Source organism: Comamonas sp. CMM03, assembly GCF_019218715.1.
Lineage (GTDB): Bacteria > Pseudomonadota > Gammaproteobacteria > Burkholderiales > Burkholderiaceae_C > Comamonas > Comamonas terrigena.
In genome coordinates this window covers 453040-472546 of sequence record NZ_JAHUXB010000001.1, presented here as the reverse complement: position 1 = coordinate 472546, position 19507 = coordinate 453040, and the positions used below count along the sequence as shown (strand labels likewise).

The following is a 19507-nucleotide window of genomic DNA, read 5'->3' as shown; positions in this document are numbered from 1 at the left end:
CATTAAAATTGGGTTATTCGTTGTTCCAGCAGCCTTGGCTGCGCGAATCGAAGAAAAAAACATCGATATCTTGCTTCATATGCTGAGAAATGATTTGATATGTTCTATTACAGTATGCTTGATCATTTCCATAAACAGATATCGCCATTCTGGAGAGTAAGGGGTCGTAGAGTTTTCTAAGTATATGAATGTCATGCTCTCCAATAGCCCACCCATATATTGTTATGCTGTATTTCGGGGCCGGCAGCACCTCTCTGTAGACCGTTGAGAGATAGTGGCTACCCTGAATGGACCTGATTTTTTGCTCCATTGTCCCTTCGCTGACAAAAAGCGGGACGTACTCTTCGCTTTCCCACGCGGTTAACACTGACTCCAGGAGCCCTGGGCTTTTTGAGCGGAGCTTCGTTTCCTCTTCAATCTTATTTCTGCAAAAAACAAGATTTCCGTGTGGGTAGAATACCAGTGAGACTTTTTTTTCTCGCCCTATGGGCTGCTTGAAGCGTTGCCAATTGGAGTTAAATTTTCCTGAAATAAAGCAATCTTTGAAGGCATGACCGTCCTCGATGTCTAGGCCATACGTTGTAGCCCAATATGGGATGAGGTCGTAGTTTAAGGAAATTACTGTATCGAAGTTTTTTAAGTATTCGTATATTTTGGGAAGCGATTCAGAAACCTCATCATGCTCTGGGTGCACTTCTCTAACAGCCTTTATTAGGCACTCCCTGACCCTTATGTATGCTTCTTGTGTTCTTGCGTCGGCAATGCCTAACGATTTGTTTACATTGGTCGCTTGCCAAACTATTCTTAGTATGAGCTCAAAATCAGATGTGTTAAAGAAGCTAAACAATCTATTTATATCATCTGCCAATGCTTCTGACTGGGTGACATGGTCGAGCAGAGATTTATATGAAAATTTCTGACTTGTAGCCATGCTCGCCCCGTTGCCCAGAACGATTGTCCCGTTGAAATTTTCGCGGATATCCGCCCAGTTATTTATTTTGAACGTCATATGTCGTGTGAGGCCTAACGTAATGTAGACCGCACCAAGCCGCAGACCATATCTGGCACGTGCGGTCTAAATTGGCACGAAAAAAAATGGGGAAAGGGGCTTGTAGCCTTGCTTGACGACGGATGTACTGCATGAAAAAACAGAGCTGAATTTAGTCATGAAACCCGCCGCCCCTCCTGCGTTGCACGCCACACGGCTGTTGGAAGGACCGTGAGCGAATTCGTTACAAACACTATAGCCTGCGCACCGAGCAGGCCTACGTGCAAGGGGTGCGCATGTTCGTGAAATGGCGCGACTTGCGGCATCCACGAGACATGGGGGCAACTGGAAATCGAAGGTTTTTTAGCCATCATAGATGAATGACGGCTTTGGAGCTTCTAGCTGGACGGCGGCTCAAGGTCGGCTGCCGACTTTCACGGAGGCCTGTTATCAGCCCGAAGCAGCTATTCACAATTGCTGCAATGAGCGAAGATGAACCGGCTGATTGGTCCCCGTCTGACATCGCAGTACTACTCACAAAAACTCCGGCGTAACGTCGAACAATTGCACGCTGACACTCCAATTATTCGGTCGTAATCGCAAGCCACGCCAAGGCGCTCCCGGTGCCATCCAGCGTTCGCAGTACCGCCACCTTCAGCGTGCAGTCTTCATAGCCGTGCTCGTGCGTAGGCTGACAGATAACTCCAACGCCCCCTGCTATTAGCGTAGCCATCCCTTGCGCAAATGGAACTATGCCGCGTCACGATCGCTCAGTGAAATCTCTTGGGAGGCGACTTGCGGCCTCCACCGCGCGATGAGAAACAGCCAAAGGGCGCCCCCCAATCAAGTGTCCATCGGAGGCAGCGACGGATTCTTCAACACCTGCTCGTACGGCAACAGGTCCTCTGGGGAAAAACAGCAGAAGATTACCTCTGCGATCGGTGAATGCTCCGACAGGCTTTCCTGGACAGTGCTGACCGCGATGCGTGCTGCAAGATGGATTGGGTAGCCATATATGCCTGTGCTGATACTGGGAAAAGCGATAGAGACAACAGAACGCTCCTCCGCCAGCGCGATGCACCGGCGATAGCAATCCGCCAGCAATGCGGGTTCGCCACTTTTTCCGCCTTGCCACACAGGCCCTACGGTGTGGATGATGTAGTCGGCAGAAAGGCGATAGGCCTTGGTTACCTTGGCATGCCCCGTTTTGCAACCGCCAAGCAGCCGGCATTCATGGACCAGCTCTGGGCCCGCAGCACGATGGATCGCCCCATCCACCCCACCGCCGCCCAGCAGCGATGAATTTGCTGCGTTGACGATCGCTCCCACATGGAGCTTGGTGATGTCAGAGCAAATGGCGTGCAGTTGTGTGGGCATATGCGTACGGCTTCAAAAGGTGACGGCAGCTTATCTGTCTTTATCCATGCAACGCGCGCTCCACGATTTCCTGGGCCCTTGCCATGGAGATGCCATGGACCTGTTCCAGCGCCAACTGGTGCCCTTCCGATTGGATTTCAATCTCAGGCCGCTCGCCCAGCGGCATGGTGTGCACGGCAGTTTTCAGGCTGAGCGTGGATTCGTCGTAGGGCAAAGCGCTTTGCAGCCAGCCAAAGTACGGCGGCTCGGATTCACGCCCTTCCGTCTCCCACAGCTCACCCATTCTCTGGAAGTTGGCCGCGCTCAGCGATACCCAAACCAGCCAGACAAAGGAATCCGCGCCGCCCTCGACGGGAAGCACCACGCGGCCGCGCACAAAGAAATGCTCGTCATCGATGACGCATTCATCAGAGGACAGAAAGGCGCGTTCAGCACGCTCACCTTCAGGCAGCGCGTACCACAGGGCCGGCGCGTCTGCGCCCAGGCACATCGGCATTTCGGTGTGGCGTTGGCCACAGGTTCGACAATCAAATCCGCTCATGCATCAGGCCCCAGCGCTATATATCCCGCCGATCTTACGGGACCGGCAGAGCGGTGCGGGACACGTTGCGCATGCTTCTGCATGAAGCTACCCCGGGGCGCATGCCGTGCCTTGGCAACCGCCTCCGCACCAGGAAGACCCGCATGGCGGAGAGCAGGAACGCCCAGGCCGTCAGGAGCGCCGACGGAAAAGTCGGGGGGCGTCACAGCCCCTCCAATTGGCACAACTTGTCGGAGAGGCCGCCCACACTGTGAACCAGGTAGTGGGGCTTCATCTCGTCAATGATGACCGTTCCCACAAATCGCTCGAAGTCCGCATAGCTGCCGTAGCTGTTTTTTACGCTGACACTGCCACACATGGTCCATTCGCCGGGCTCCCGGCCGCGCTTGTACGTCACCTCTTCGAATTTGGCACTCGACGGGTTCTTCACCAAGAACTCCATCGCCTCCCGCAGCAAGGGCTGATTCAACATGGGCGCCTGTTGCGCCAGAGACAGAGACGAGATCGTGAGCCACACAGCCCCCACCAGCATTCGCATCGACAAGCCCCCTCAAAGTAATCCGGCGTATTAGACACGAACCACCTTTGCAGCCTGTTCTGGCGGGGAGCATCGACCACGGCCGGTCCACACAGCGTGCGCAGAGGATGGCGGCCGCCCCCTCCCGCAGCGCTGTGTGGACACCTGACCGTCGTTCACCGCGGATGCGCAGCGTGAGCGTGCCAAAGCCGCAAGCCAGCAGCCCCTCCCATGCCCCTCTGCGTAACTCCGCGGTGCCGGCCCCCAGCTCACACCGCGCCCAGCACCTTGTAGAGGGTGACCCGGTTGACCAGATCGCTGAGCTGCAGGCTGATCAGCGACTGGCGTGCGCTGTAGAGCGAACGCTGGGCATCCAGCGCCTGCAGGTAGCTGTTGACGCCGTTGCGCCAGCGCGCGTCGGACAGGTCGTAGTTGGTCTGCGCGGCCTGCACCAGGGCCTGCTGGGCATCCAGCTGCTCGGCCATGTGGCGGCGAGCGCTCAGCGCGTCGGCCACTTCGCCGAAGGCGCTCTGGATGCTTTTCTCGTACTGCGCCACATAGATGTTCTTCTGGATCTGCGCCACATCCAGCGAGGCCTTGAGCGATCCCGCATTGAAGATGGGCAGCGAGATGCTGGGCACAAACGACCAGGTGCGCGTTCCGGCATCGAACAGATTGCCCAGGGTGTCACTGCCATAGCCCGCCGATGCCGACAGCGACACCTTGGGGAAGAAGGCCGCGCGCGCCGCGCCGATGTCGGCGTTGGCGGCTTTCAGGGCATGTTCGGCCGCCATCACATCCGGGCGCTGCAGCAGCACTTCGGACGACAGCGCATCGGGCAGGCGCGCCAGCGCCACATCGCCGGTGCTGGTGGTGCGCGGCAGCAGCGCATCGGCCACGTGCGAGCCCACGGCCAGGTCCAGCGCATGGCGCGCCTGCTCCAGCGCCGTGGTGTAGCTGGCCACATCGGCGCGGGCGCTTTCCACGCTGGTCTGCACCTGGCTCACATCCACGGCGGAGGCCACGCCGAACTGGTGCTTGGCCTGCGTCAGCTCCAGCGTCTTGCGCTGGCTGGCCAGGGTCTCGCGGGCCAGCTCCAGGCGCTGCCCGTAGGCGCCCACATTCAGCCAGTTGCTCGCCACCTGGGCGATCAGGCTGATGCGGGTGCTGCGCCCGGTCTGGGCCAGGGACAGGTAGTTCTCCAGCGCCTCGTCCTTCAGGCTGCGCACGCGGCCGAACAGGTCCAGCTCCCAGCTGGTAAAGCCCACGCTCAGACCGCCGCTGCGGCTGGTCTGGCCCTGCGCCTCGCCCCCGGCCACCACCGCGCTGCGCGCATTGGTCTGGCTGGCGCTGGCCGCCACGCTGGGGAACAGGCTGGCCGACTGGATGCGGTACTGGGCCTGGGCCTTTTCCACATTCAGCAGGCTCACCCGCAGGTCCCGGCTGTGGGCCAGCGCGGCGTCGATCACCTGCTGCAGCCGCGGGTCGGTAAAGACCTGCTGCCACTGCAGCGCGGCCAGTGCGGCGGCCTGCTCCTGTGCCTGGGCACCACCCGCAGCACCATGGTCAGTAACGCCGCCTCCGACCTCGCCGCCCACGCTGGGCTGCACCGGCAAGGCCGGGCGTTCATAGACCGGCGCCATGCTGGCGCAGCCGGCCAGCGCCAGCAGCGCGGCGCAGGCCACGGCCTGCAGTGCACGCCGGGGCATGGGGTTTGCATTCACTTTCATGGGTTCACTCCCGTCTGCGTGCCGGCAGCTTGCTGCCCGGCCGCCTTGCGCTGGCCTGGCATCAGGCTGCGCACAATCACATAGAACAGCGGCACAAAGAAGATGCCGAACAGGGTCGAGGCCAGGGTACCGCCCAGCACGCCCGTGCCCAGCGAATGGCGCCCGCCCGAGCCCGCGCCCGAGCTGACCACCAGGGGCAGCACCCCCAGCATGAAGGCCAGCGAGGTCATCACAATCGGGCGCAGCCGCTGCTGCGCCGCCTGCAGCGTGGCCTGCACCAGGGGCATGCCATGCTTGTCCTGCAGCTCCTTGGCAAACTCCACAATCAGGATGCCGTTCTTGGCCGCCAGGCCGATGGTGGCCAGCAGCCCCACCTGGAAGTACACGTCGTTGGACAGCCCGCGCACCGCCGTGAACAGCAAGGCCCCGACCACGCCGATGGGCACCGCCAGCATCACCGAGAACGGGATGGACCAGCTCTCATACAAGGCAGCCAGGCACAGGAAGACGAACAGCAGCGAGATGGCATACAGCAGCGGCGCCTGCGAGCCCGATTGCTGTTCCTGGTAGGACAGGCCGGACCACGCCAGGCCAAAGCCGCCCGGCACTTCCTGCACCAGGCGCGCCATCTCCAGCATGGCCTCGCCCGAACTCACGCCCGGGGCGGCCTGGCCGCTGATTTCCATGGCCGATGTGCCGTTGAAGCGCGCCAGCGCGGCCGGGGCACTGCTCCAGCTGGTGGTGGAGAAGGCCGAGAACGGCACCATGTCCCCGTTGTTGTTGCGCACCGACCAGCGCCCCAGGTCCCCGGGCAGCATGCGGGCATCCGCCTCGCCCTGCACATAGACCTTCTTGATGCGGCCCCGGTTCACAAAGTCGTTCACATAGGTGCTGCCCAGCGCCGTGGCCAAGGTGCTGTTGATATTGCTTTGCGACAGGCTCAGCGCCCCGGCCTTGGCGTCGTCAATCTGCACATCGAAGGTGGGCGCGTCTTCCAGGCTGCCGTAGCGCACCGACTGCACCTTGTCGCTCTTGGCGGCGAGCGCCAGCAGCTGCTGGCGTGCGGCCACCAGGGCCTCGTGGCCGGCACCGCCCTGGTCCAGCAGCTGCAGGGTGAAGCCCGCGCTCTGCCCCAGCCCCGGAATGCCCGAAGGCGCCATGGCAAAGATCTGCGCGTCGCTGTACTTCTGCATCATGGCCATGGTGATGCGGTTACCGATGGACGTGGCATCGGCCTGGCGCTGGCTCCAGTCCTTAAGCCGCACAAAGGCCATGCCCGCGTTCTGCCCGGCGCCGCTGAAGCTGAAGCCGGACACCGCCATGGTGGAATCCACCTCGGGCTGCTGGCGCACATAGGCGGACACCTCGTCCATCACCTTCAGCGTCTGCTGCTGGGTGGATCCGGAAGGCAGCTTCACCTGCACAAACAGCGCGCCCTGGTCTTCTTCCGGCAGGAAGGATGTGGGCAGGCGCATGAACAGTACCGCCATCACGCCCAGCACCACGGCAAACACCGCCACCCCAGCCCAGCGGCGCCGGGTCAGCACGGCCACGCCGCGCGCATAGCTGTGGGACAGGCCGTCAAAGCGGGTGTTGAACCAGGCAAAGAAACGCCCCAGCGGGCCGCGCTGCGTGACATGGCCGCCTTTTTCAATCGGCTTGAGCATGCTGGCGCACAGCGCGGGGGTCAGCGTCATGGCCACCAGCACCGACAGCAGCATGGCCGAGGCGATGGTGATGGAGAACTGGCGGTAGATGGCCCCGGTGGAGCCACCAAAGAACGCCATGGGCAGGAACACCGCCGTCAGCACCAGCGCAATGCCCACCAGCGCGCCCGTGATCTGGCCCATGGACTTGCGCGTGGCCTCGTAGGGGGACAGGCCCTCCTCGCTCATCACCCGCTCCACGTTTTCCACCACCACAATGGCATCGTCCACCAGCAGGCCGATGGCCAGCACCATGGCGAACATGGACAGGGTGTTGATCGAATACCCCAGGCTGGCCAGCACGCCGAACGTGCCCATCAGCACCACCGGCACGGCAATGGCCGGGATCAGCGTCACGCGCCAGTTCTGCAGGAACAGGTACATGATGGCCACCACCAGCACAATGGCTTCCACCAGCGTCTGCACCACTTCCTGGATGGAGATCTTCACAAACGGTGTGGTGCTGTGTGCCACCTCGTAGTGCAGGCCGCTGGGGAAGTACGGCTGCAGTTCCTTGAGCTTGGCGTCCACCAGTTCCGACACCTTCATGGCGTTGGCACCCGATGCCAGCTCCACCCCCAGGGCGGCGGCGGGCTTGCCGTTGAACTTGCCCACCGTGGCATAGGACTGGCTGCCCAGCTCCACCCGCGCCACGTCCGACAGGCGCACCACGGCGCCCCGGCTGTCGGACTTGACCACAATGTTCTTGAACTGCTCGGGCGTCTGCAGGCGGTTGCGCGACTTGACCGTGGCGTTCAGCGCCTGGCCGTCCACCGCCGGCACCTCGCCCAGCGAGCCGGAAGACACATCGGCGTTCTGCGCCTGCAGCGCGGCGGTCACATCCGACGGCATCAGCGCATAGGTGCGCATCTTCTCGGGGTCCAGCCAGATGCGCATCGCATATTCGGCCCCCATGATCTGCACATTGCCCACGCCGTTGAGGCGGCTGATGGGGTCCTTGATGGAGGACGACATGTAGTCGGCAATGTCGGTGCCGTCCATGCTGCCGTCTTCGGAGTAGAAGGCCAGCACCATGGAGATGCTGCCCGAGGACTTGGTCACCGTCACCCCGGTGGACTGCACCGTGTCCGGCAGCTTGGACTGGGCCTGCTGCAGCTTGTTCTGCACCTGCACCTGGGCAATGTCCGGGTCGGTGCCGGAGGCAAAGGTCAGCGTGACCTGGGCCGAGCCCGAGGACGTGCTGCTGGAGTTCATGTACAGCAGGTTGTCCAGCCCGGTCATGTTCTGCTCGATCACCTGCGTGACCGAGTTTTCCGTGGTCTGCGCCGACGCACCGGTGTAGGTGGCGCGGATGGTGACCGAAGGTGGGGCGATGTCGGGGTATTGCTCCACCGGCAAGGTGGTGATGGACAGCAGACCCGACAGCGTGATGACAATGGCAATCACCCAGGCAAAAATCGGCCTGTCGATGAAGAAGCGTGACATGGAGGCTCCTTCTTATTGCGGCGTGCCGGTGGATGCGGTGGGCGCATCCGCTGCAGCGGATGCTGCAGCTGCCGTGGACGCAGCGGCCTGCGCTGCCTGCGGCGCCTTGGCATCCGTGGGCGCCGGCTGCTCCTGTGCTGCCTGCTCCGCCGGCGCGGTCTTCACCTGCTGCCCGCCCCGCACCTTGGTGGCGCCGCTGGTGATCAGTTGCTCACCCGCCTTCAGCCCGGTGGTGACCACCCACTGGTCCTTGATCGCATCACCGGTTTCAATCCGGCGCTCTTCCACCTTACCGTCCTGGCCCACCAGCTTGACCACCGGCTCCCCCTTGGTATTGCGGGTCACCGCGCTTTGCGACACCAGAATGGCCTGCTCGTTCACCGCGGCGGGCACCACCGCCTTCACATAGGTGCCAGGCAGCAGCAGGCCGTCGGGGTTGGGGACCACGGCGCGCAGCGACACATTGCCGGTGCCGGTGTCCACCGAAGTACCCACAAACTCCAGCGTGCCGCTGTCGGCCAGCTCGCTGCCGTCTTCCAAAATGATGCGCACCGCCACCTTGCCGTTGACGGCCTTCAGCGCCCCGCTGGCAATCTGCTTGCGCAGCCCCAGCAGCTGGGCGCTGGTCTGGGTCACATCCACATAGATCGGGTTCAGCTGCTGGATGGTGGTCAGCGCGGCCGTCTGGCCGGCCGTCACCAGGGCGCCGGGGGTGTAGGTGGAGGTACCGATGCGCCCGCTGATGGGCGCGGTGACCTTGGTGTAGTCCAGATTGATCTGCGCCGTCTTCACCGCCGCGCGCGCTGCCACCACGGCGGCCTCGTTCTGGCGCAGCGTGGCCAGGGCATCGTCGCCGTCCTGCTTGCTGATGGCGTCTATGCCCACCAGGTTCTGGTAGCGCTCGGCCTTGGGCTTGGCCGCCAGCACGGCGGCCTCGGCCTGCGCCAGCTGGGCCTTGGCGCTTTCCAGGCTGGCTTCATAGGTGCGCGGGTCGATCTGGTAGAGCACCTGCCCGGCCTTGACCTGCTGGCCCTCGTCGAACAGGCGCTTGAGGATGATGCCCCCTACCTGCGGGCGCACCTCGGAGACCATGTGCGCGGCGGAACGCCCTGCCAGCGACTGCTCCATCACCAGCGACTGCGCCTGGATGACCTGCACCCCGACCACGGCCTCGCCCAGGGGCGGCAGACCCTGCTGCTGGGGCTGGCAGCCGGACAGCCAGCCCGCGCTGGCCAGCGCAATGGAAACAACAGACAGGCGGCACCAGGACCGCTGGGGCGAAAAAGTGGATGCAGACAAAGCCATGGGAGATAAGACATCAATGCAGATGCCCCATGCTGGCCCGCAAATGTGCAGGAAATATGGAAGACCCGGCGCCCCTGCCTGCACCGGTCACGCCGGTTGACGCTGCCCCGGCGATGGCGCCCAATGGCGATCCCGGCTCCTACACCCACCGCCATCGCCCTGCCCCACCACCTTCCGCCACCCATCTGTCCCATGCGCATCAAGCTCAGGCTGTCCTTCAAGCTGTTTCTGGCCATTCTGGCGGCCTGCGTGCTGGTGCTGGTGGTCAACGCCGTCTTTGTGCGCATCTCCTTTGTGCGCGACTTCATGGGCTACCTCAACGAGCAAGGCGTGGCCCGCATGCAAGAGGTAATCCCCCGCATCAATGCCGCCTACGCCAGCCACGGCAACAGCTGGGAATTTGCCCGCCAGAACCCGGATGCCTGGTTTGCGCTGATGCGCCCGCCCGCCATGGGCCAGGAAATCACCGCCATCGTGCCCCCGGTGTCCGACCAGACCGGCGCCATCCTGCGCTTTGCCCTGCTGGACCGGGATGGCCACATCGTCATCGGCAACGCCAACGCCGCGGCGGCCGACGCCATACGCCTGCCGCTGCAGACCGCCCAGGGCGAGCGGGTCGGCTGGCTGGCCATGGTGCCGTTCGAAAACGCCATTGCGGCCGGCGATGTGCGCTTTTACGAAGCGCAGCTGCGCGCCCGCTGGCTCAATGGCGCGGCCTCGGTCGTGGTGGCGGCGCTGCTGGCCTGGCTGCTGACCGGCACGCTGCTGCGGCGGCTGAAGGTGATTGCCCAGTTTGTGCACCGCCTGGCCCTGGGTGACTATTCCCAGCGCCTGCCCATGCGCGACCGGGACGAGCTGGACCAGCTGGCCAGCGACATCTCGCAGCTGGCCGGCAAGCTGGAGAACATCGAACACAACCGCCGCGCCTTCATGGCCGATATCTCGCACGAGCTGCGCACGCCCCTGGCCGTGCTCAAGGCCGAGCTGGAAGCCATACAGGACGGCATACGCCCCCTGCAGGTGGACACACTGGCGCCGCTGCAAAGCGAAGTGACCCAGCTGAACAAGCTGGTGGACGACCTGCATGAGCTGGCCGTCACCCAGACCGGCGAATTCCGCTACACCTTTGAAGCGCTGGACCTGCACCGCATTGCCCAGCACTGCGCCATGACCATGCAGGCCCGCGCCCGCGACAGCGGCCTGACCCTGAGCTTCTCCAGCAACGGCCAGCCCCTGTTTATTCAGGGGGACGAATCGCGCCTGCAGCAGCTGCTGTCCAACCTGCTGGAAAACTCCATCCGCTACACCCATCCGGGCGGGCAGATCCGGTTGGCTTTGACCAGCAGCACCGGAACCGCAGGCAGCGCAGGCATGGCCGGTATGGCCGAACTCAGCATCGAAGACTCTGCCCCCGGCGTGGACGAAGCCGCGCGCCCGCACCTGTTCGAGCGCTTCTACCGCGTGGATGCCTCGCGCAACCGCAGCAGCGGCGGCAGCGGGCTGGGCCTGGCCATCTGCCGCAACATCGTCGAATCCCATGGCGGAGAGATTGTGGCGCACCCCTCCCCTCTGGGCGGTCTGCGCATCGTGATCCGCCTGCCTGCCCTGGTGTCGCCATGAATACCCCCGCCTCCCCCACCCCGGCCGCCACCGACGCCCTGGTCCTGGTCGTGGAAGACGAGCCCCGGCTGGCCGCCGTGCTCTGCGACTACCTGCGCGCCAGCGGCTACCGCTGCGAATGGATTGCGGATGGCGCCCAGGTCATGTCCGCCTATGCCCAGCGCCAGCACGACCTCATCCTGCTGGACGTGATGCTGCCCCACCGCGACGGCATCAGCCTGTGTCAGGAACTGCGTACGCACAGCCAGGTGCCCATCATCATGGTCACCGCGCGTGTCGACGAGGTGGACCGCCTGCTGGGCCTGCAGATCGGTGCCGACGACTATGTGTGCAAGCCCTTCAGCCCCCGGGAGGTCATTGCCCGCGTGGGCACCGTGCTGCGCCGCTACCGCCAGACCCCGGCGCCCCGGGCGCAGCCGCTGCAGATCGACGAACCCAACTTCCGCGCCCGCCTGCACGGGCGGGAGCTGGACCTCACCCCGGTGGAGTTCCGCCTGCTCTGCGCGCTGGCCTCCAGCCCGGTGCGCATCTGGCCGCGCGAACAGCTGCTGAACCACCTGTACCCCGACCACCGCGTCGTCATCGACCGCACCGTCGACAGCCACATCAAGAACCTGCGGCGCAAGCTGACGGAAACCGGCGGCCAGGAAGACCCCATCCGCTCGGTCTACGGCGTGGGCTACCGGCTGGACCTGGCGGTCTGATACCCACCGCCGCCGCAGCAGCCAGTGCGGCCTCGGCTGCTGCTGTGTGAAGCGGGCAACGGCACGGGAAATGGAAATGTGGCTGGAAATGGGACAGGGCTGGCTGCGTGCTGCCCTCGGCGGCCCTCCGTTTCGCTGCACCTCCGTTCCTCTACTTCCCCTGCACCCACCTGCGCCCGCCTCTGATCGCTGGAATGCCGCACTGGCAGCATCGGCCGCTTTTGGGGTCAAAACCCAAATGTCTTAAAATGTTTCCATTTGTGTACAAAATAAAGAAACTCTGAGCGGCTGTTGCTGGTGGACCAAGGCAGTGCGGGGGTGACATGGGCCGCAGCCGCAGCAAGACCGCAGCACGCGCCATCAGGGTCCACCTTGGCGAATTCTGTGCAGTCCTTTCTGGCATCGCGCGTGGGAGCACCCGCTCGGGGCAGTATCAGGAGGACCCATCGAATGCATCAGAACACGCCACGGTACTTTCACCTCGCAGCCCTGGGGCTGGCCATGAGCCTGGCCGGCTGCGTCACCACCCAAGGCGGCTCCTCTTCCCTGCTGCCCCAGCTCCAGCCCGTCAAGCTGGACCTGGCGAGCATCGGCAACTCCATCGGCGATGTGCTGAGCCCGCAGCTGCGCGAGTTCAAACGGCTGGTCAACGAGTCGAAGTTTGTCGAAGCCGATGAGTACTTCAACATGGAGGCCATCTATTTCGAGCAGCGCTACACCGGTGCCAAGCAGCCTCCCGAGGAGTTCACCAAGCTGGCCGAGTATGTCTGGCTGAAGAGCTACCAAGACAAGGCGGAGCAGGCCACCCAGGAACTCAAGGCCGTTGACAACCTGGCCAACCCTGCCAAGTGGTCGCAGGTCTCCAAGGCGCTCAAGAACGGCGAACAGGTGACCGCTTCCGTCAAGCAGAACTTTCTGTTCACCGTCGCCCAGTTCGGCGAGGCCCAGACGCAGGAGCTTGCACAGCAGATAGCACGCGTGGTCCAGCTGGCCGAGGCCAGCAAGCCCGATCTGCTCGCGGCCAAGATGGGAAGCATCCTGGCCACAGGCGAGCACAATCCCGTCTTTGTCGGCAAGGTCACCATCGACGCGAACGACTACCTGGCCTCTGACAAGTTCCAGGCCACAGCACTCGCCCATCTGGCGGCCCTCAGCGACCGCGACGCCTACCGCAAGGATGCCGTCAAGCTGACCCCGTACCTCACCGAGCCAACCCGCAGGCGCATCGACAGCGCCTATGTCGAGATGGTACGCACGCAACTGCTGGCCGATGGGCGGATCTCGCTGGAGGAAGTCTCCACGCTGGGCAGCGTGCGCGCCCCTTTCGGGGGCAGCACGGACGCCATCGCCAGCCTGGCCACCATAGGCTATGTCGACCTGACCAGCGCCAGCTTCAAAGGCCGCAACCTCTTCGACTTCGCGATCAGCTTCACCCAGGATTCAGACCTCAAGTTTGCTCCGGCCACCGAAGCGGTGTTCACCTCCGGTGATCTCTCCAGGTTCGACTACCTGTTCGTGACCGACCTGAACGCGGCCAAGGTGGCGCGCGAGTTCAAGAACAAGCGGGAGATGAAGAGCCGGATACAGACCGGGGTCTGGCAGGGGCAGAACCCCGAGTACATCGCCGCGCTGGCGGACTACCAGACGGCCATGGCCGAGTTCCAGCGTGCGCAGATCAGCAGCGCCATTCCCAAGGCCTGCGCAGCAGGCTGGGGCTGTGCGCTCCAGGGGTTTGCCGATGGCTTGTCCAACGCCACCGCCCGCCAGTCGGTCGAGCGCGCTTCCGCCCGACTGGCGGGCACCAGCCAGACAATCAGCCGGCCGGTGTATTCCGACTACACCTACCAGTCAGTCGACATCAGCACCACCAAGACCGCCGACGTCAACTACTACGTGATTGACGTCAAGCGAAAGCGCATTCTCAAAAACAGCTTCCAGATCAACGACAACGAGGTCTTCAACGTGGCCTACAACCTGCGGGACGACGATCCCGACAAGGCCAGCATTCAGCGCAATATCACGTCCGAAGCAGAAGTCACGGCCTGGGAAAAGCGCCCGGCGGCGGTGCCCATCAGCGCGCTCTTCAACGCCAAGAACCTCGGCTCGGCCACCACCACGCCGTACACGGACATCCAGGCCTTTCTCAAGACACTGAACACCCGCAGCTATGCGGCAGCGGCGCCCACCTATTCCAATGCCGGCGAGCGCAGCGCCAAGGCCGCACCGGCATCGGCACCCGCCCCCACCAGCAGCCGGTCTGCGACCAGCCAGACCATTGCCGATGCGCGCTTTGACAGCGTGCTGGTCATCGGCAACCCCAATAACGGCGGCATAGGGACCGGTTTTTATGTAACGCCCGAGCTGGTACTGACCGCCTACCACGTGGTCGAGGGCAGCTCGCTCGTCGAGATGAGCTTCTACGACGGCACCAAGACCTATGGCCGTGTGATCGACTATGACGTCCGGCTCGACCTGGCGCTGATCAAGGCCCAGCAGACGGGCAAGCCCCTGTCCATCCATTCCGGGCCGCTCAAGCTGGGCGAAACGGTCGAGGCCATCGGCCACCCCAAGGGCTACGCATTCACCATCACCCGTGGCGTCATCAGTGCCGCCCGCCGCCAGCGCAGCACCACCATTGCCTCGGACAACCTGGTCGAATTCATCCAGACCGACACCCCCATCAGCCCGGGCAACTCCGGCGGGCCTCTGCTGCTCAAGGATACAGTCATCGGTGTCAACGACTGGATCCGTGTGGACCAGGGCGCGCAAAACCTGAACTTCAGCGTCTCCTACAACGAGATCCGCTCCTACCTCGACCGCTTCAAGGGCAAATGACATGAGAGCCCGCCTGCTCCTGCCTCTGGTGTTCGTGGCCCTGGCCGGCTGTGCCAGCAGCGATTTCCGTGGTGGCAACGCATTCAAGATCGGCAGCGCCACCTCGCAGAACATCTTTGTCGACGCCAGCCAGTTCGCCAACCGGACGGTGAAAGTGCGGCTGCGCAATTCCTCGGGCGATCCCTCCATTGACGTCTCGCGCATCCGCGCTGACGTTGAATCGGGGCTGCGCGCGGCGGGCTACCAGATTGGCGAGCAGAACTTCGGCATCCTGGTCGACATCAACCTCTACTTCATGAACACCGTGGCCCAGGGCCGCCAGCGTGCCTCCAACGAGGTGGGGGCACTGCTGGGCGGTGTGGCCGGCTACGAGCTGGCCAAGCGCCCTGGCGGCATGGGAGCAGGTTCGGGCGCACTGCTGGGCGCCATTGCGGGCGCCACCCTGCAAGAGGTGCTGCGCGCCAACACCGAGTACGACACCCACCTGGTGCTGTCAGACGTCAACATCGGCGTGCTCAGGCAAGAGAACAAGAAGAAGGACTTCCTGGTCATTGGCGGCAACCGGATCGACCAGCGCGAAGAAGCCAAGGCCGACAAGGGCAATGGCACCTTCGAGTCGTTTGCCATGCGCGAAACCATCAAGGTGGCCGTCTATGCCGGCGACAAGCGCGAACACCGTGCGCAGGTGATGCACGCCATCCAGGACCGCCTGGCACGCGTGCTGTCCAACCTGATCTGAGAGCGGCCCACAAGGGTGGGGACCGGACCGTCCGGTCCGGCCACCCTGCTGCCGGGCTGTCTGGCTGGCACCGCTTGGGCGTACACCGCACAACCTTGACGGCGGCCTCGATGGGGCCTTGATAGGTGGAGCCCGGTCACTCCGCTCGCTGTCCGTTGCGGAAATCGGTCGCAGGCACCCATTCGCAGCGGCTTGCGGCGGCGAGAATTGCTTCATGGCAACAAGCAACCAAATCTGCAGGAGCGGGGGCACGCAATGGAGGTGACCCCATGGAGACCACCCCAGCACGTCAAGGTCAAGGCACTGGGACTGCACTGGCGCGACGGCAAGCTGCTGGCGGCGGAAGTGTTTGACGACCAGGGCCACCTGGTCGGCGTGCGCCCACTGGGCGGCGGTGTGGAGTTTGGCGAGCGCTGGCAGGCCGCGCTGGTGCGCGAATTCAAGGAAGAGCTGGGCGTGGACGTGCAGCTCACCGGCGCGCCGCTGGTGATGGAGAACATCTACACCCACCATGGCGCCACCGGCCACGAGGTGCTGTTCATTGGTGAAGTGCAGTTCAGCACGGACTGTTTTGCCGACCTCACCCGCATTGAATTCAACGAAGACAACGGCACGCCCTGCACCGCACGCTGGTTTGCGCTGTCAGAACTGGACCTGCCCGGCGGCCCGGCGCTCTTTCCGGCCGGGCTCAAGCACACCCTGCTCCAGGCTGCCGGATAACTGAGCAGTTGGGCAACTGAGTCACTGGGCAATGGGGTAGCTGGATAACTGGGACAGTGCCATCGCCAGAGCATGGCCCGCCAGAGCCGTCCATGCGGACCTTGGCGGGCATTGGCCGGTAGTCACGGACATGGGTGTGCGCCGGCCTGGAGTTGGAAATCGCTGAAGCAGGCCACGGCCACCGCCAAGACCAGCGCCAGGGTCAGCCCTTGCAGCAGCAGAGGCGACGGCAGCCCGGTGTCCCACCCCGTGCGCCGCCTGCCATGCTGCGCGACAATGCGCACCAGCATGAAAACCACGCAGATCGTCCCCTTCTTCCAAACCCTGCAAGCGGCCAACCCCCACCCGGAAACCGAGCTGGAATACAGCAGCGACTTCGAGCTGCTGGCCGCCGTGCTGCTGTCCGCCCAGGCCACCGATGTGGGCGTGAACAAGGCCACCCGCAAGCTCTTTCCCGTGGCCAACACCCCGCAGGCCATTCTGGATCTGGGCCTGGAAGGGCTGGAGAGCTATATCAAGACCATCGGCCTGTACCGCAGCAAGGCCAAGCACCTGATGGAGGCCTGCCAGATTCTGGTGGAGCGCTTCGGCGGCCAAGTCCCCCAGACGCGCGAAGAGCTGGAATCCCTGCCCGGCGTGGGCCGCAAGACCGCCAATGTGGTGCTGAACGTGGCCTTCGGCCAGCCCACGATGGCGGTGGACACGCACATCTTCCGCGTGAGCAACCGCACCGGGCTGGCACCAGGCAAGAACCCGCTGGAAGTGGAAAAGCAGCTGCTCAAGCGCGTTCCCGCGGAATTCGCGGTCGACTCCCACCACTGGCTGATCCTGCTAGGCCGCTATGTCTGCCAGGCCCGCACGCCCAAATGCTGGGAATGCCTGGTCACGCCCTACTGCGACTTCAAGCCCAAGACGCCCATGCCTGCCGCGAAAAAGCGCAGCAGCTGATCGCCTGCTGCACAAGGGCACAAGGGTTCCGCAGGACTGCCCAGGTTCCGGCCACCGCCGACGTGGCTGCCGCAGTGCCGGCCTGCGCTGAAGCTGCTTTCGGCCCCAGGCGGGTGCCAAGTGGTCTGTCCAGTCGCAGCCCGTCAGGTGTTCGCCAAGCGCACAGTGCCCCATCCAAGCTGCTTGTGCATCCGCAAAAAAATTTTGCAAAAACGCACTGCGCAGAGACATGGCGCTGTCTGGTGACCACAGAATGTATTTTTCAGTGCAAGGGGCTCAAGAATGAAAATTTCAACGCGATTGATATTGCTGGTGGGCGTCATGTCCATGCTGCTCCTGGGAGTCGGTCTGCTCGGCCTGCGTGGAATGGGGGGCAGCAATGACGGGCTGAGAACCGTGTACGAAGACCGGACCGTGGCCTTGGGGAAGCTGGGGCAGATCCAGAGTCTGATGATGACCAATGCCTATTTGGTCAGTGCGGCCACGCTGGATGCGAGTCCGGAGGTGGTGACCCAGCTCACCGCTTCGGTCGAAGCCAATATCGGCAGGATCACCAAGGGGTGGGATGAGTACATGGCCACCTACCTCACGCCGGAAGAGGCAGGCATTGCCAAGAAGTTTGCCGAAGCCCGTGGTAGATATGTCAAGGAGGGATTGAGGCCCGCTTTGGCAGCGTTGCGCTCCGCCGATATGCAGGAAAGCCATCGCCTGTCTACCAAGGTGCTGCCGGCGTTGTATGCGCCTGCCAAAGAGCAGGTTGATGCGCTGATCCAGCTGCAGCTTGATGTCGCCAAGTCGGAATACGACGGGGCAGTGGCGCATTACAGTTCGGTGCGCATGTATTCCACCGTGTCCATCGTGCTCGGACTGCTGTTTGCCGCCAGCGTCGGTTATTTCCTCATTACCGGGCTTGTGCGTTCGCTGAAGCAGGCCGAAGACCTTTCTCGCGCGATTGAAGCCGGGGACCTGAGCACGCCAGTGGCAATCACCGGCAAGGACGAGGTGGCGGGCCTGCTGCATACCCTGGTGGCCATGCGTGACAGCCTGATCAAAGTGGTGTCCAGCGTGCGCCAGGGCGCGGATGGCGTTGCCACGGCGAGTTCTGAAATCGCCCAGGGCAACCACGATCTCTCGGCACGCACCGAAAACCAGGCCAGCGCGCTGGAGGAAACCGCAGCGTCCATGGAAGAGCTGGACTCCACGGTCAAGCAAAACGCCGAGTCCGCCCGCCAGGCCAACCAGTTGGCCGTGAATGCCAGCCAGGTCGCGGCGCAAGGTGGCGAGGTGGTGGGGCAAGTGGTTGAAACCATGAAGGGTATCAACGAGTCCAGCCGCAAGATCGGCGACATCATCGGCGTGATCGACAGCATCGCCTTCCAGACCAATATCCTGGCCCTCAATGCCGCAGTGGAAGCCGCACGGGCTGGCGAGCAGGGACGCGGCTTTGCGGTGGTGGCCAGCGAGGTGCGTTCCCTGGCCGGGCGATCGGCCGAAGCAGCCAAAGAGATCAAGACACTGATCGGCGCCAGCGTGGAGCGGGTGGAACAAGGGACCACCCTGGTCGACAAGGCGGGAGAGACGATGACAGAGGTGGTGCAATCCATACGCCGCGTCACCGACATCATGAGTGAAATCAGTGCCGCCAGCACCGAGCAAAGCGCCGGCGTCTCGCAAGTCGGCGAAGCCGTCATGCAAATGGATCAAGTCACCCAGCAGAATGCGGCGCTGGTGGAACAGATGGCCGCTGCAGCCAACAGCCTCAGATCCCAGTCCCAGGACCTGGTGCAAGTGGTGTCCGTATTCAAGCTGGGCGATGGAGGGAGCCACGCCGCCCAGCGCCAGGCCTTGGGCGCCGCTGCGACGCCCATGCCCACCCGCACCTCAGCGCCGAAAGCAGCTCCTGCGCCACGCCCCGCTGGAAAGCCTGCCACCTTGGCAAAAAAGACTCCTGCTGCGATCGCTCCCGCCCCCGTTGCCAAAGCAGCGCCTGCAGCCGCCACGACCCATGACGATGATTGGGAAACTTTTTAACTGCTGAGGATCCCGATCCCGATCCTGCCTCCTTGCATAAAGCGCCTAAAACGCACAAGCAGCAATTGCGTGGGCCTGTGGAGACAATGCAGGGATGCACAGGGATACACGGATCGTCTTTCGCGGGTGCTGCAGGGCCATCGGTGTGGGCTCGATAGCCCTGGCCTTGCAGTCGACAGCGTGTTCAAGGCTGGTGCCCCCTCGGCCGGGGGCCATCGTGCGCATGGGCGGCGACTGCCTGGTGGCCCTGGCCCTCATGGCCTACCTGAGCTAGCAATACGGCCACGACCTGGCCACCCT

Annotated in this window: 16 protein-coding genes; 8 read left to right on the top strand and 8 right to left on the bottom strand. The window is 63.4% G+C overall.

What is annotated here, in order from left to right; translation table 11 throughout:
• Window positions 1-13: 13 nt before the first annotated feature.
• Window positions 14-1009 carry a DUF4917 family protein gene (locus KW830_RS02230; RefSeq protein ID WP_218331903.1) on the bottom strand — a complete coding sequence of 332 codons (996 nt, stop codon included), beginning with the start codon at window positions 1007-1009 and terminating at the stop codon, window positions 14-16.
• A gap of 176 nt (window positions 1010-1185) precedes the next feature.
• On the opposite strand from KW830_RS02230, the gene KW830_RS02225 reads away from it, so the two are divergent.
• Window positions 1186-1368: a phage integrase N-terminal SAM-like domain-containing protein gene (locus KW830_RS02225; protein ID WP_218332593.1), complete on the top strand. Its 183-nt coding sequence runs from the start codon at window positions 1186-1188 to the stop codon at window positions 1366-1368.
• A 463-nt stretch (window positions 1369-1831) separates the two neighbouring features.
• Here the strand turns inward: KW830_RS02225 and KW830_RS02220 are convergent, their stop codons facing one another.
• The 6 genes from KW830_RS02220 to KW830_RS02195 form a co-directional block, all read right to left on the bottom strand.
• Window positions 1832-2365: an O-acetyl-ADP-ribose deacetylase gene (locus KW830_RS02220; protein ID WP_218331901.1), complete on the bottom strand. Its 534-nt coding sequence runs from the start codon at window positions 2363-2365 to the stop codon at window positions 1832-1834.
• A gap of 40 nt (window positions 2366-2405) precedes the next feature.
• Window positions 2406-2906 carry a DUF2199 domain-containing protein gene (locus KW830_RS02215; RefSeq protein ID WP_218331899.1) on the bottom strand — a complete coding sequence of 167 codons (501 nt, stop codon included), beginning with the start codon at window positions 2904-2906 and terminating at the stop codon, window positions 2406-2408.
• A 202-nt stretch (window positions 2907-3108) separates the two neighbouring features.
• Window positions 3109-3378: a hypothetical protein gene (locus KW830_RS02210; RefSeq protein ID WP_218331897.1), complete on the bottom strand. Its 270-nt coding sequence runs from the start codon at window positions 3376-3378 to the stop codon at window positions 3109-3111.
• 314 nt (window positions 3379-3692) lie between these two features.
• A complete protein-coding gene (locus KW830_RS02205) occupies window positions 3693-5153 on the bottom strand; it encodes an efflux transporter outer membrane subunit (RefSeq protein WP_255578043.1) in 1461 nt (486 codons plus the stop codon).
• The gene (locus KW830_RS02200) at window positions 5150-8305 is read right to left on the bottom strand and encodes an efflux RND transporter permease subunit (protein ID WP_218331895.1); all 3156 of its coding nucleotides are present in this window, start codon (window positions 8303-8305) and stop codon (window positions 5150-5152) included. The genes KW830_RS02205 and KW830_RS02200 overlap by 4 nt, the downstream gene beginning before the upstream one ends.
• Window positions 8306-8317: 12 nt before the next feature.
• Window positions 8318-9610 carry an efflux RND transporter periplasmic adaptor subunit gene (locus KW830_RS02195; protein WP_218331893.1) on the bottom strand — a complete coding sequence of 431 codons (1293 nt, stop codon included), beginning with the start codon at window positions 9608-9610 and terminating at the stop codon, window positions 8318-8320.
• 123 nt (window positions 9611-9733) lie between these two features.
• Between KW830_RS02195 and KW830_RS02190 the strand changes: the two genes are divergently transcribed.
• The 5 genes from KW830_RS02190 (at window position 9734) to KW830_RS02170 (ending at window position 16228) form a co-directional block, all read left to right on the top strand.
• Window positions 9734-11230 carry an ATP-binding protein gene (locus tag KW830_RS02190; protein WP_370626074.1) on the top strand — a complete coding sequence of 499 codons (1497 nt, stop codon included), beginning with the start codon at window positions 9734-9736 and terminating at the stop codon, window positions 11228-11230.
• The gene (locus tag KW830_RS02185; RefSeq protein ID WP_255578042.1) at window positions 11227-11934 is read left to right on the top strand and encodes a response regulator; all 708 of its coding nucleotides are present in this window, start codon (window positions 11227-11229) and stop codon (window positions 11932-11934) included. Before KW830_RS02190 ends, KW830_RS02185 begins: the two co-directional genes overlap by 4 nt.
• 450 nt (window positions 11935-12384) lie before the next feature.
• The gene (locus KW830_RS02180; protein ID WP_255578041.1) at window positions 12385-14769 is read left to right on the top strand and encodes a S1C family serine protease; all 2385 of its coding nucleotides are present in this window, start codon (window positions 12385-12387) and stop codon (window positions 14767-14769) included.
• Window position 14770: 1 nt separating this feature from the next.
• The gene (gene traT / locus KW830_RS02175; protein ID WP_218331890.1) at window positions 14771-15508 is read left to right on the top strand and encodes a complement resistance protein TraT; all 738 of its coding nucleotides are present in this window, start codon (window positions 14771-14773) and stop codon (window positions 15506-15508) included.
• A gap of 255 nt (window positions 15509-15763) precedes the next feature.
• The gene (locus KW830_RS02170; protein WP_218331889.1) at window positions 15764-16228 is read left to right on the top strand and encodes an NUDIX hydrolase; all 465 of its coding nucleotides are present in this window, start codon (window positions 15764-15766) and stop codon (window positions 16226-16228) included.
• 122 nt (window positions 16229-16350) lie between these two features.
• Here KW830_RS02170 and KW830_RS02165 read toward each other — a convergent pair whose 3' ends face one another.
• Window positions 16351-16518 carry a hypothetical protein gene (locus KW830_RS02165; protein ID WP_218331888.1) on the bottom strand — a complete coding sequence of 56 codons (168 nt, stop codon included), beginning with the start codon at window positions 16516-16518 and terminating at the stop codon, window positions 16351-16353.
• Here KW830_RS02165 and nth point away from each other — a divergent pair.
• Both nth and KW830_RS02155 read left to right on the top strand, forming a co-directional pair.
• Window positions 16517-17176, top strand: coding sequence for an endonuclease III (gene nth, locus KW830_RS02160; RefSeq protein ID WP_066533352.1), 660 nt, complete (start codon window positions 16517-16519; stop codon window positions 17174-17176). The two genes, KW830_RS02165 and nth, sit on opposite strands and share 2 nt — an antisense overlap.
• Window positions 17177-17458: 282 nt before the next feature.
• The gene (locus KW830_RS02155) at window positions 17459-19207 is read left to right on the top strand and encodes a methyl-accepting chemotaxis protein (protein WP_218331887.1); all 1749 of its coding nucleotides are present in this window, start codon (window positions 17459-17461) and stop codon (window positions 19205-19207) included.
• Window positions 19208-19507: the final 300 nt, after the last annotated feature.